General features: G+C 67.9%; 12 protein-coding genes and 1 tRNA gene. 6 read left to right on the forward strand and 7 right to left on the reverse strand.

The annotated features are described in order from the left end of the window. Positions 1–49 precede the first annotated feature (49 nt). The 4 genes from FDA38_RS37810 to FDA38_RS37825 all read left to right on the forward strand — a co-directional run bounded on the left by FDA38_RS37810 (position 50) and on the right by FDA38_RS37825 (position 5,785). Positions 50–2,407 carry an arylsulfatase gene (locus FDA38_RS37810; protein WP_137258966.1) on the forward strand — a complete coding sequence of 786 codons (2,358 nt, stop codon included), beginning with the start codon at positions 50–52 and terminating at the stop codon, positions 2,405–2,407. A gap of 69 nt (positions 2,408–2,476) precedes the next feature. Beyond that, the gene (locus FDA38_RS37815) at positions 2,477–3,943 is read left to right on the forward strand and encodes a DUF2252 domain-containing protein (protein ID WP_137258967.1); all 1,467 of its coding nucleotides are present in this window, start codon (positions 2,477–2,479) and stop codon (positions 3,941–3,943) included. Between the two features lie 53 nt (positions 3,944–3,996). After that, a complete protein-coding gene (locus FDA38_RS37820; protein WP_137258968.1) occupies positions 3,997–4,812 on the forward strand; it encodes an MIP/aquaporin family protein in 816 nt (271 codons plus the stop codon). Between the two features lie 166 nt (positions 4,813–4,978). Next, positions 4,979–5,785 carry an HAD family hydrolase gene (locus FDA38_RS37825; protein ID WP_202878022.1) on the forward strand — a complete coding sequence of 269 codons (807 nt, stop codon included), beginning with the start codon at positions 4,979–4,981 and terminating at the stop codon, positions 5,783–5,785. Positions 5,786–5,828: 43 nt separating this feature from the next. On the opposite strand, the gene FDA38_RS37830 is transcribed toward FDA38_RS37825, so the two are convergent. The 7 genes from FDA38_RS37830 to FDA38_RS37860 form a co-directional block, all read right to left on the reverse strand. Further along, positions 5,829–7,202, reverse strand: a complete 1,374-nt coding sequence (locus tag FDA38_RS37830) for a chloride channel protein (RefSeq protein WP_137258970.1) — start codon at positions 7,200–7,202, stop codon at positions 5,829–5,831. A 138-nt stretch (positions 7,203–7,340) separates the two neighbouring features. Then, a tRNA-Arg gene (locus tag FDA38_RS37835) sits at positions 7,341–7,413 on the reverse strand. A gap of 22 nt (positions 7,414–7,435) precedes the next feature. Beyond that, positions 7,436–8,725: a chymotrypsin family serine protease gene (locus tag FDA38_RS37840; protein ID WP_137258971.1), complete on the reverse strand. Its 1,290-nt coding sequence runs from the start codon at positions 8,723–8,725 to the stop codon at positions 7,436–7,438. Between the two features lie 92 nt (positions 8,726–8,817). Continuing rightward, positions 8,818–9,423 (reverse strand): META domain-containing protein, encoded by a 606-nt coding sequence (locus tag FDA38_RS37845; protein ID WP_137258972.1) that lies wholly within the window; start codon positions 9,421–9,423, stop codon positions 8,818–8,820. Continuing rightward, entirely contained in the window at positions 9,420–9,914 is a 495-nt protein-coding gene (locus FDA38_RS37850; protein ID WP_137258973.1) for a SigE family RNA polymerase sigma factor, read from the reverse strand. Before FDA38_RS37850 ends, FDA38_RS37845 begins: the two co-directional genes overlap by 4 nt. A 92-nt stretch (positions 9,915–10,006) precedes the next feature. After that, positions 10,007–11,308 (reverse strand): alpha/beta hydrolase, encoded by a 1,302-nt coding sequence (locus FDA38_RS37855; protein WP_137258974.1) that lies wholly within the window; start codon positions 11,306–11,308, stop codon positions 10,007–10,009. 129 nt (positions 11,309–11,437) lie between these two features. Continuing rightward, a complete protein-coding gene (locus tag FDA38_RS37860) occupies positions 11,438–12,043 on the reverse strand; it encodes a hypothetical protein (protein WP_233715167.1) in 606 nt (201 codons plus the stop codon). Positions 12,044–12,258: 215 nt separating this feature from the next. Here FDA38_RS37860 and FDA38_RS42510 point away from each other — a divergent pair, with 215 nt between their 5' ends. Beyond that, complete coding sequence (locus FDA38_RS42510; RefSeq protein ID WP_170990002.1) at positions 12,259–12,399, forward strand: hypothetical protein; 141 nt, start codon at positions 12,259–12,261, stop codon at positions 12,397–12,399. Continuing rightward, on the forward strand, positions 12,396–13,022 hold the full coding sequence (locus tag FDA38_RS37870; RefSeq protein ID WP_137258975.1) for an alpha/beta fold hydrolase: 627 nt from the start codon (positions 12,396–12,398) through the stop codon (positions 13,020–13,022). Before FDA38_RS42510 ends, FDA38_RS37870 begins: the two co-directional genes overlap by 4 nt. Positions 13,023–13,030: the final 8 nt, after the last annotated feature.

Raw genomic sequence — 13,030 nt, forward strand, 5'->3', positions numbered from 1 at the left:
CGGTGGCGTGATGCTGCGCCCCGGGGAGGCTGGTTCGAGGGAGTCGATCATGGGTGAGCCGTTCAGGGGAGTTATCAATACCGACATCCGTGATTCGGTGCCTGACTGGTCGCCGTTCGAGCCGCCGAAGGCGCCTGAGGGCGCGGCGAGCGTGGTGTACATCGTGCTCGACGATGTGGGGTTCTCGGCCATGGGTTGCTACGGCGGTCCGGTCGAGACGCCGAACATCGAACGGATCGCCGGCGCCGGGGTGCGGTACACGCAGTGGCACACGACGGCGCTGTGCTCGCCGACGCGCTCCTGCCTGCTGACCGGCCGCAACCACACCCGCAACGGCATGGCGTGCATCACCGAGTGCGCCAGCGGGTTCCCCAATGCCAACGGGGTGATCCCGCCCGGGAACGGTCAGATCCAGGAGATCCTCGGAGCCCAGGGTTGGAACACGTACATGGTCGGCAAGTGGCACCTGTGTCCGGAGTCCGAGATGAACCTGGCCTCCTCGCGGCGCAACTGGCCGAGCGGCAGGGGCTTCGAACGGTGGTACGGGTTCCTCGGGGCCGAGACGAACCAGTGGTATCCGGACCTGGTCTACGACAACCACCCCGTCGACCCGCCGCTCTCGCCCGCGGAGGGATACCACCTCACGGAGGACCTCACCGACAGGGCGCTGGAGTTCATCACGGACGCCAAGGTGATGGCCCCGGACAAGCCGTTCTTCCTCTACTACGCCCCGGGCGCCTGTCACGCCCCGCACCACGCGCCGAAGGAGTGGATCGATCGCTTCAAGGGACGCTTCGACATGGGCTACGAAGTCCTGCGGGAGCAGACGCTGGCTCGTCAGAAGGAGCTGGGCATCGTCCCGCCCGACACGAACCTGCCGCCGCTGAATCCGATCGGGACGCCCGAGAGCCGCACCGGCCCCAACGACCAGCCCTACCCGGCCCTCGACTACACCAGGCCGTGGGACTCGCTGTCCGGTGAGGAGCAGCGGCTGTTCAGCCGCATGGCAGAGGTGTACGCCGGCTTCCTGGCGCACACCGACGCGCAGATCGGCCGGCTACTGGACTACCTCGAGGAGACCGGCCAGAGCGAGAACACGATGATCATCGTGGTCTCCGACAACGGTGCCAGCGGCGAGGGCGGCCCCAACGGGTCGGTCAACGAGAACAAGTTGTGCAACGGGATCCCGGACGACCTCCAGGAGAATCTCGCCAAGCTCGACGAGCTCGGCAGCCCGGCGACGTACAACCACTACCCGAACGGCTGGGCGATGGCGTTCAACACACCGTTCAAGATGTGGAAACGCTACGAGTTCGAGGGCGGCACGTCAGACCCGTGCATCATTTCCTGGCCGCACGGCATCGAGGCCAGGGGCGAGCTCCGCGAGCAGTACCACCACGCCATCGACATCGTTCCGACGATCCTCGACGTGCTCGGTGTCGAGCCGCCCGAGACCATTGGCGGCCACCAGCAGAGCCACTTCGACGGCATCAGCATGCGCTACAGCTTCGACAGTGCGCCGCTGCCCAGCGCACGTCAGACGCAGTTCTACTCGATGCTCGGCTCACGCAGCATCTGGCACCAGGGCTGGAAGGCCGTCACGACCCACCCGACCATCAGTGGCTGGAGCAACTTCGGCAAGGACACCTGGGAGCTCTACCACACCGACGTCGATCGCGCCGAGCTCCACGACCTCGCCGCCGAAGAACCCGACCGCCTACGCGACCTGATCAACCTCTGGTACGCCGAGGCCGGAGCCAACGGCGCCTTCCCGCTCGACGATCGCGGTGCCCTGGAGCTCATCACGACGCCGCGACCGGTGCTCTCGCCGGCGCGCAACCGCTACGTCTACTACCCGGGCGTCGCCGACGTGCCGGAGTCGCAGGCGGTCAGCATCCGCAACCGTTCCTATTCGATCGCAGCGGTCGTCGACATCGCCACGCCCGGAGCGCAGGGTGTGCTGTTCGCGCACGGCTCGCGTTTCGGCGGCCATACCCTCTATGTCAAGGACAACCGGTTGCACTACGTCTACAGCTTCGTGGGCAGCCTGGAACAGAAGATCGTTGCAGACGACGAGCTGCCGACGGGGGAGGATCTGATCCTGTCCGCCGCCTTCGAGAAGGACGGCGAGGACCCGCCCGGCGTCTCGGTCGGAACGCTGTCGCTCTTCCATGGCGACGTCAAGGTCGGCGGGGGCCGGATCAAGACCCAGCCGGGCAAGTTCTCGCTGGCCGGCGACGGCCTGTGCGTCGGACGCGACAGCAGCGACCCGGTCACCCAGGACTACCCCGGCCACGCACCGTGGTTCTTCACCGGCGGGAAGATCAAGCGCGTAGCCGTCGATGTCAGCGGCGACCCGTACGTCGACCTGGAGCGCGAAGCCGTCGCGATGATGTCGCGCGAGTAGCGCGACAGTCTGCGGCGGGGCCGTGAGCCCGGATCCACGGTCTGCGGATCAACCGGCGGAGGGGGAGCTATGACTGTGAGTACTGCGGGTGGCAGGTCGGCGAGCCCTGCCGTACGGGAGTTCCGTCAAGACGCGAAGCGGGCCGGGACATCCGGGCAGTTGAGCCATGCGGACCGGGTCGCCCTGGGGAAGGACGCCCGGAGGGTGACTCCGCGGGAGGCGCATGCGGAGTTCCAGCCCGGGCCGCGGGATCCGGTGGGGCTGTTGCTGGAGCAGTCGAAGTCGCGGGTGCCGGACCTGGTGCCGATCCGGCACGGGCGGATGCTGGTGTCGGCGTTCACCTTCTACCGGGGGGCTGCACTGCCGATGGCGGCCGACCTGGCCACGACGCCCACGTCGGGGCTGCAGGCGCAGTTGTGCGGAGATGCGCATCTGTCCAATTTCGGCGCGTACGCCTCGCCGGAGCGGGAGCTGGTCTTCGACGTCAACGACTTCGACGAGACGCTGCCCGGCCCGTTCGAATGGGACGTCAAGCGGCTGGCGGCGAGCCTGGCGGTGGCGGGTCGGGACAACGGATTCGGAGGCAAGCACCGCCGCAGGATCGTCCTCGCGGCGGTGAAGGCGTACCGGAAGGCGATGCGGAGGTTCGCGAACCAGACCTACCTGGAGGTCTGGTACACCCACCTGGACATCGAAGAGGCCATCGGACAGTTCCGGTCGCAGATGAAGGCCAAAGGGTTCAAGGCCACGGAGAAGATGCTGGCCAAGGCTCACACCCGCGACAGCACGCAGGCGCTGCGCAAGCTGACCACGGTGGTCGAGGGCCGTCGGCGGATCATCAGTGACCCCCCGATGGTCGTTCCTGTCGAGGAGGTCTTCCCCGACGTGCAGGCCAGTGCGGCGTACGAGGAGATCCGCACTGTGCTGGGCAAGTACCGGCGCACCCTGCAGTCGGACCGGCGGCACATGCTCGAGCAGTTCACGCTGGTCCAGGCGGCTCGCAAGGTCGTCGGCGTGGGCAGCGTCGGCACCCGTGCCTGGATCGTGCTGATGGACGGCGGGGACGGAGTCGAACCGGTGTTCCTGCAGGCCAAGGAGGCGCAGCGATCGGTTCTGGCGGACTACTGCGGGCGCAGCCGGTACCGGAACCAGGGCGAGCGCGTGGTCGCCGGACAGCACCTGATGCAGGCCGAAAGCGATATCTTCCTGGGCTGGACCCACATGCCGGGCCCGGACGGAGTTGACCGCGACTATTACGTCCGCCAACTCAAGGACTGGAAGTTCTCCTTTCCGATCGAGCAGACGGCTCCCTCGGGCATGGATGTCTATGCCCGCATCTGCGGACAGACCCTGGCCCGCGCTCATGCTCGCTCCGGCGATCGCGTCGCCCTGGCCGCCTACCTCGGCGGATCGGATGCCTTCGACCAGGCCATCGCCGACTTCGCCGAAACGTACGCCGACCAGAACGAGAGCGACTACGCCGCGCTCAAGAGCGCCGTCGAAGACGGTCGGGCCCGGGCGACCACCGACATCTGAAACCGAACCCGGGCGACCCGGCCCGGACGGCCGAGAAGGAAGGGACGCGCGCCATGGCAGAACCCGCCATCGATCCGGATGCTGAGCACAGGGCCTCACTTGGGCGCCGGTACTTCATCCGGTTCGAGGAAGACACCCTGCGGCAACGGCCGTTGTGGATCCGGCTGATCATCGAGTTCCTGGGCACCTTCGTACTGGTGACGGTGGCGGCCGGATCGGGTGTGATCAACCAGTACGTGGGCAACGAACCGATCAGCAGGACCGCGGCGGTGATCGCGCCGGGGGCTGTGGTGATGGCAATGATCTATGCCTGGGGTCCGCTGTCGGGACTCCACATCAACCCCGCTGTGACCGTCGCGTTTGCCGCCCGTGGAGTGTTTCCCACCAAATGGGTGGTGCCGTACTGCGTGGTCCAGTTCGCCGGGGCCATGTGTGCCGCGCTGTTCCTGCAGTTGATGTTCGTCAACGCCAGAGCGGGCGGGAACTACCCGATCGACAAGCCCGGCGGGGAGTGGAAGTCGCTGGTGATGGAGATCGTCCTGACCGCGATCCTGGCCAGCGTCATCCTCAACACTGCGACCGGGGGCCGCAGCATCGGGCACAACGCGGCGATCGCGGTCGGCTCGACGGTCGCCCTGCTCGGCTTGTTCGCCAGCCCGATCAGCGGCGCGTCCATGAACCCGGCCCGCACTCTCGGGCCCGACATCATCGGTAACGACTACACGGGCTGGTGGGTCTATGTCGCCGGCCCGCTGATCGGGGCCGTCATCGCGGTGGCGATCATCGGAGCGGTGCGCGGACTGCCCGACAAGGACGAGCGTGAGGCCGCGGAGGGCGGTGCGCTGCCGATGACCGCCACCAGTGAATAGACAGCCACACAGACAGTTGGCGCGCGAGCGGAAGGGGCGTGACATGAACGCCGAGTTGCTGTCGAGCTGGCGGGACGGTCCCGCCAGGCAGGCAATCGTCGACTTCGTCGAACGAGCCGGCGGACAGGACGGATCCGCAGCTGCAGCGGTCGAGGAACGGGTGGCAGTGTTCGACAACGACGGCACCCTGTGGTGCGAGAAGCCGATGCCGATCCAACTCGACTTCATCCTCCGCCGTCTCGTCGAGCTGGCGCAGGCGCAACCCGAGCTGCGTGAACGCCAGCCGTGGAAAGCCGCCTCGGAGCGGGACTACGGCTGGTTGAGTGCCCTGATAGCAGAGCACTACGCGGGGAACGACACCAATGTGAAGACTTTGGCGGCCGGCATCCTGTCGGCCTTCGCGGGGATGAGCGTCGACGAATTCGAGAAACGCTCTGATGACTTCCTGCGAAGCGCGCAGCATCCGACCCTCGGTCGGCGCTATCTGCAGTGCACCTACGCACCGATGGTTGAACTGCTCGGCTACCTGGAGGCGAACGGATTCGCGAACTACATCGTCTCGGGCGGCGGTCGCGACTTCATGCGGCCCATCAGCCAGGAGGTGTACGGCATCCCACGTGAGCGGGTGATCGGAAGCAGTACCACCTTCACCTACACCAGCGACGGGCCCGGCGGCACGATCACCCACAGACCTGAGGCCGACTACCTTGACGACGGGCCGGAGAAGCCGGTGCGTATCTGGAACCGCACAGGCCGCCGCCCAATGCTCGCCGCGGGCAATTCCAACGGTGACATCCCAATGCTCCAGTTCACGCATCACGCCTCCAAGCCGACGCTGCGCCTACTCGTCGTCCACGACGACGCCGAGCGTGAGTTCGACTACACCACCGGCGCCGAGCAGGCGCTCAAAGAAGCCGAAGCCGCCGGCTGGACGACCGTCAGCATGAGAAACGACTGGACCACCGTGTTCTGAGCGGTCGCCACCACCACAGATGGCTCCTGGTCCGGGGCGCGGATCACGTCGCGGCTGTGGCGGCCGGCGCCGGGAGCCGGCTGGTGGTGACGAAGGCTACCGTCACCGCGACCACCACTTCGGGAGTGACGGAGAGACCGTCGGCCCCGAGCAGCAGCGTGGCGAGCAAGACCGACGTCAGCGGCAGCCGGAGCATGACTGCGCACATGGCACCGATACCCATGCCGATCGCCGGCGCGAGACTCAGGCCGGGCAAGCCACTGACCGCGATGCCGACTGCCGCACCGATGAACATCGAGGGAAAGACCGGGCCGCCGCGGAACGCGCTGAGCGAGAGCCCGTACATCAGGCTCTTGCCCACGATGAGCACGACCAGCACCGCGAGCGAATAGCCGGACGCGTTCTTGACCAGGTCGGGCATCGCATCCTGGCCGGAGAACAGGATGTCGGTGAACTGGTGATCGGTGATGAGCTGATAGCTCATGGCGGTCAGGCCGATGAGGAGGCCGAGTACCGGGGTGACGAGAACACGGTTCAGGTGCACGATCGGGCGCAGCGACAGCGCCATCCAACGGATCAGCCAGCCCAGGAGCGCAGCGACGACCCCGACGGCCAGGGCCCAGCCGAGCGATGCCACGGTCGGGGCCACCTCCGGGGGTACCGAGGTGAGTGCGAGCGAGAAGTTGCCCAGCCCGGTCCAGGCGTCGAGGCCGACGAACGCCAAGGCACCGATGCCGGAGGCGAGCAGCCCCGGCAGCGCGACCAGGCTCAGCGTGGCACCACCGATGCCCGCGGCTTCCATGATCAAGAACGCACCGAGGACCGGGGAGCCGAGCAGCGTGCTGATTGCTGCGAAGCTTCCGGCCGCCGCCATCATGGTCAGCGCCATCGGAGGCGCGTCCTTCTTGGCCAGGTGCACGGTCAGGGCGGCCAGACCTCCACCGATGGCGATCAGGGGTGCTTCCGGTCCGAGCACAGCGCCCAGGCTGAGGGTGGCGAGCGCTGCAAGGAGGATGCCAGGGAGTTCGCGGCTGGTGGCTGGGCCACCTCCGGCGTGGAACCCGAAAGCGGGTGAGTGCCCTGCGTTGCCTGGCAGGTATCGGATGGTCAGTGCGGTGAGGAGCCCGCAGAGGACCAGCCAAGGAACAGGCCACCAGGCAGGTACTGCGCCTTCGATGAGCTGACCCGGTAGGTCCACGAAGATGTAGGTCTGGAGGTGAGAAACCGCCGCCAGGAAGCCGTAGGCGATAACCGAGATCGGAAGACCCAGAATCGCTGCAAGCACCAGCGCCGACAAGTAGGCTCTCGACCGGATGACGGCGACCGGGTCGATCGCCGGCGTACCGCCGGAAGGACCGGAGGCGGGAGGGCCGGAAGGTGGCGACGCTGAGGCTGGGTGGCCATTCGACTGGGTCATCAGACTCTCGTCGCCCTCCCCGCGGCATGGGGTCCTGACCTGCCACTATGGCCGCCACCGCCAACGGGGTTCCTCATCCACGCGGGGTGAAAATCCTCGACCCCCGCGGTCATGCCGATGTCCTGAGACATCCCACTGTGCCCCCGGCAGGATTCGAACCTGCGACGCACGGTTTAGGAAACCGACGCTCTATCCCCTGAGCTACGGGGGCGCACGCGGGGACAGCTTAGCGGTCAGCCGGTCAGGGCCGTGACGCCTAGGTGGCCGGTGATGGATTTGTAGCGTTCGGCGTAGAGGGTGGTGCAGCGGGAGGCGGCGCAGCCGGCGCCGGCGAAGGCCAGGCCGCGGATGGTGGCGGAGGCGGTGCCGCGGCGGGTGTAGACGGGGCCGCCGGAGTCGCCGCCGATGATGGCGACCAGTCCGCCGCGGGTGGCGCGGATGACGTACGTCGTGCAGCCGTCGGCGTCGCAGTACTTCGCTGAATTCGAGCGGACCGTGAGGCCGCACAGGGATGTGCTGAAGCTGCCGGACTGGCAGACCACCGTGCCGACGCCGGGGTCGCCGCCGCCGGTGACGGTGCGGGTGTTGGCGGTGTCGCCGGGGCCGTCGGTCCAGATCTTCGCGCCGTACGCGCTGCCGGTGACCAGCGACTGGTCGTAGTCCGGGTAGTTCGTCCGGAGCGTCGTGGTGCCGTAGTAGTTGGTGCCCGACTTCCACACCGTGCCGGCAGCACCGCAATGGCCGGCGGTGACCGATCCGCGCTGCCCGTTGGAGCGCCGTACGACGGAGAAGCCGGCGGTGCAGTTCTTCGACGCGGACGTGATCCGCGCACCGCCCCAGTGGCCGCCCTTCGGGGTGTCGCTCAGGCGAGTCGTCCGCGCGAGCGAGCCGGCGACGACCTGTACGCCGGACAGCTTGCGGAGACCGGCCTGGGACGTTGGCGACGTGGTGGCCTGGTCGTATTCGACGAAGACGTTCTCGGTGACCGGGTCGAGGTCCGCGGCGAACGTCGTACGGCCGGCGTCGGATGACCAGTCGCGGGCGCCGACAGCGTTCCAGGCGTCGGCGATCGACTGGGCCGAGCGGCAGCTGCGCTCCACGCCGACCATCTGCTTGCCGGCCGCCGGCAGGTTGCGGGCCATCGCGGACTGGTACTTCTTCTCGTCGAGCTTCGCGGAGTCGACGACGACCTTGTAGCCGGTCGTGGCCGAGCCGACCACGCCGATGACGCCCTGGCTCACCCCGTACGGCAGGCCGGACGTGGGACGGCCGGTCGCGTCGAGCGGCTCGAGCGAGCTCACGGCGGCGGAGATGCCGTCGCCGAGCGACTCGCCGAGCGGCCGCGCGTCGGACGCGGAGGTCGGTTGCGACAGCCGCTTCGCCTCGGTCGAGCTTGCACTCGGCTGTGCGTGAGAACACACCGCGGCACCCACGACCGCACCCGACGAGGGCACGGTGAGGACAACTGCGAAGAGTGAGGCTGAACCGAGGGTGAGCAGCGGGACGGTGACAGAGAGTCGCACAAAGCTCCCAAGATCGGTGGACCGGCCACTAGATGGTGTGGTCAGAGACTCCGTTCCGTCAAGCGCCGATCACCGTCCGCGAGCAATTGCGACTACCGTGCGCGAGCGTAACTCGCAAGTTGACGCCCGTCGGCGCCGAAGAACTGCAGCGTGTCGCCGGCGATCGCGACCCGCTTGGCAGACGTCAGTACGCCGGTGTGCGGAACGTTGTCGCAGCCGATCAGGTGCTGCAGGCCCGGCGTCGCGGTGAACTCACCGCGTTGTCCGATGCTGTAGGTCCCCTGGAGTCCGTTGCAGCCGTCCGAACCCGACCACGTCCCGTCCGGGCGGAACACCAGCACCGGATCCTGCGGCCGGGCCGCCTTCAGCGCCTTGAATCCGGCGATCTGCAGCGGCCGCCACGTGCCGGACACCGTCTGGGCCGTCAGCGGCTTCGGCGTGGGTGTCGCCGAGACCGGCGCCTGCCCGCCGGCGACCGGCGGCTGGGAGGGCTTGCTGTTCGAGCCGGCCAGCCCGAAGCCCACGACGGCGATCGCCGCGACCGCGGCGGCGGCCGCACCGGAGACGATCCACGTACGCCGCCGGGCCCGCTGCGCGCCGGTCGTGGCGCGCTCGGTCAGGCCGGTGGACTCTGGCACCGAGGCGGCGGCGCGTTCGAACGTACCCCGCAGGTCATCCTCGAGATCGGTGTTGCTCACGACAACCTCTCATCAATGCGATTGGTCTTCTTCGATTCCCGCAGCGAGGCGAGCGCCCGGCTCGCGGTCGCACGCACGGAGGACGGTTTGATGCCGAGCACGTCGGCGATCGTCTGGTCGTCCAGGTCCTGGTAGTAGCGCAGGACCAGCACGACCCGTTCCCGGGCGGACAACGTGGCAAGTGCTCGCCAGAGGTCATCGGAGTTCGCGATGTCCGTGGCGTGATCGGGTACGGCGCCCTGCGGGTCGATCTCGGCCGTCGGCGCCTCGCTGTACGAACGCCGGCGGGTCATCGAGAGGAACTCGTTCACCAGGATGCGCCGGACGTAGTGGTGTGGGTCGTCGACGTTGCGCACCTTCCGCCAGGAGCGGAACGCCTGCATCAACGCGATCTGCGCAAGGTCCTCCGCTCGCTGGTAGTCGCCGGAGACCGTGAACCCGAGCCGCACCAGTTCCTGTCCACGGGCGGATACGTACTCCTCGAACTCCACGCGCCACTCCCTGGCTGGGCGTACAACTCCTCACACCTATTAGACGCATCGAGCCGCCCACGTGCTGCAACCGTTGGCGCACAGTTCCGTCTCTAGTCCAGCAGGAACGCCCGGACCGCTTCCTGCCCACGGGGATCCCGTTGCACGCTGTGCCCGCTGCCGGGGATGACAACCAGCTTCGCGTCCCGCGAGTGCTCCTGCTCCCATCTGGACCAGTCCAGTGGACAGAACAGGTCGTTACTCCCGTGCAGGATCAGCGTGCGTGGCAACAGTTCCTGTGCGGCCGGGTACGTCGACACGCGGGCGGCCGGCCAGCGCAGGCAGCCCTGGATCATCAGCTGGCTGCGCGCGGTCACCACGTCGTACGGGTACAGGTGCTTTGCGTTCAAGCGTCGTACGGCGTCGTTGAGAGCGGTCTCGCGATCGGGCTTGCCGGACCACGGGAAGCGGAGGTCCGAGCAGAGGGTGGCCATGTGCAGTCCCGCGGAGAGCGTGCTGTACTCGAGTCCTCTGCTGCTGGTTTGCTGGAGGAGCTGCTTCAAGCCGGTGTCGTCGCTGGTGCGTGCGGCGTGCAAAGTGGCCGGAATCCCTTTGAGCGTTGGGTTTACCGAGTTGAGGCTCGCGACCGACAGCGTCTCCATCAGGTCGGTCCCGCTGACACCGTGCTGCACCAGCCAGGCCAGGTCCGCCACCGGATCCGTCGTACACGTTGGATCCTGACGGCACGCGGCCTTGAGTACCGGACCGGTCGCTGCCATCAGATCGACGCCCATCGGATCGAAACCCTTGTGCGGTACGACGGAATCCAGCACGAGCGACTGGACATGGCTCGGATACTTCAAGCCGTACTGCGCCGCCGTGAAGCTCCCGTACGACGTCCCGTCGAGGGTCAGCCTGTCGACCTTGAGGGACTGGCGCAGCTGCTCGATGTCGTCGACGGTGTCGGGTGTGCCGTAGTACCCGAGGCCCGCGCCGATCCGCTGAGCGCACTCGTCGACAGCGGCTGGCGGCGGTGTGAGGAAGTCCGAGCCGCCGACGGTCTCTTGTAATGAAGGGCAATTGATGCCGTTCGAGCCCGTGCCGCGTTGGTCGAGCATGACGAGCCGGTACTCGCGCAGTACGTCGGGGTGCACGTTGCGCTTGAGGCTGGGCAGGAGCGGTACGCCGGGCTGGCCGGGGCCGCCGGTGAGGAGCAGGAGAACACCGCGTGGTGCGTCGACGTTGTCGGCCGCGATGACTGCGAGATCGAGCGACGGGCCGTCGGGGCGCTGGCGATCGACCGGGACGTGAACTGTCGTACAGGTGAAGCCCGGCGTGCAGTCGGCAGCACCTGTCGGCGCCGAGCAGGCGCTGGTGGCGAGGACCAGCGCGCACAGCAGCCGGATCGTTCGCATGCATCAGCGTGCGGCAACGCGCCGGCCGCCGCAACCTGCCTCGCGGGTCGACCTGTGGAGGGACCCGCAAGGCAGGCGCGGGTTGACCCCGCTTCGGACGGCTTCGGGGTGCACGTCCGGCGCGGGGGGTCAGCGGAGGCCGAGTGCCTTGGTCAGCTCGCCGGTTACCTGGCGCGGCGCCGGCAGGGTGCCCGGCTTGCCCGGACCCTCCAGGGAGGTCGCCACCAGGCGGTGGCAGCCGAAGGCCTCGGCCGTGATCGACAGCACGCCGCGGTCGTTGTCGGTGAACCGCATGACGTAGGTCGGGCCGAGTTCCTTGGTGCAGATGCTCGGCTTCTTTGCGACAGGTTTCGCCGCGTTGACCAGGGCGAGCAGATCGGTCGCCTGCTTGCCGGTGCGTTTCGTGGTGACGGTCGCGTAGTCCTGCCCGGACGCCGCCGCGTCGTACTGGCAGATCGTCACGCTGACGGGGTGGAACGCTGAGGTCGCGGCACCCTGGCCCCAGACCGCCTTGTCGGCGGCGGCGCGGACGGCCGCGATGGTCTCGGGGCAGTCGGTGCTCGGTGTGCCGCTGGGGGTGGGTGACGGCGTGGGGGTGCCGGGGGTGGTCGGCGTGTCCGTGGGCTGGGCGGCGGGCGGAGAGGTGGAGTTCTCGTTACCGCAGGCGGCGGCAACACCGAGAACAGCCACGACGAGCGTCGCACCGATCAGGCCCCGTGTCCGTAATGCACTCACGACTCGGTCCTTCCGGGTTGGCAAGGTCACCCATGATGCTGGAAAGGCGTCACGTCGTGCGTGCCAGAACATCACGGCGGCGCGTCGTTCCGGTCACGCCGCCGGATCGTTCGGCAACCGAGGCAGAGCTGTAACGTCCGCGCGCTGGTCGCGGGTATAGCTCCCCGGGGAGAAATCACTCCCGGAGCGCCCCGGCGACTCGGTAATCTGGAGGCATGACGAGCCCGTATGAAGACGACGAGCCGCTGCTGCCGGAACAGACCCGTGACGACGACCCGCGGTCCTGGGGTGAGAACGACTTCGGCAGCGACGACGACGAGCGCATCCTGAACGAGGTCCCCCCGCACCACGGATGACCGTGCTCCTGGTCCACGGCGGCCTCTGGGAAGCCATGGACGCAGCCAAGTTCTGGGGTACGCCGGGCATCACCGCCGGACTCACGTCGTACGGCGTGGAGGTGCTCGCGCCGGACCGTCCGCAGTGTGCAAGTGGGTGGGACGTCGAGGTCGAGGCCCTCGGTGAACTCCTGGCGAAACGTGCCGGTCCGGTAAGAATCGTTGGCGCCTCCAATGGGTGTACGGTCGCGGTCCTGCTGGCATTGAGGTTTCCGGAGCTGGTCGATCGCCTCCTGCTGGCCTGGCCCGCGACCGGCGACGACGCCGCCGCGAACGAACGTGCCCGGACGGGGTTGGTGACCCGCGGCTGCCCGCCCGACGCCGCGGAAAGCCTGCTGGCCGGCGGCATCCTGCGTGGTGTGACGGACCAGGAACTTGCCGCTCTGACACGTATTCGGGTGGCGGTGCTGCCGTCGGTACCGGAGAATCCGTCGCATCAGCGGAAGACGGTCGACGCGCTGTTGCGGTCGATCCGGGGGAGTCGTGAGCTGGCAGGGTGTCCCGAACCGCCGACGCCCGCCTTCCGGAACAGCACGCAGTACCTGGATCAGCTGGTGCGAACGATCGTGGAGTTCGTCAACTGAGGGGGAGC

This window comes from Kribbella jiaozuonensis (assembly GCF_005233875.1).
In the GTDB taxonomy this organism is placed as follows: Bacteria; Actinomycetota; Actinomycetes; order Propionibacteriales; family Kribbellaceae; genus Kribbella; species Kribbella jiaozuonensis.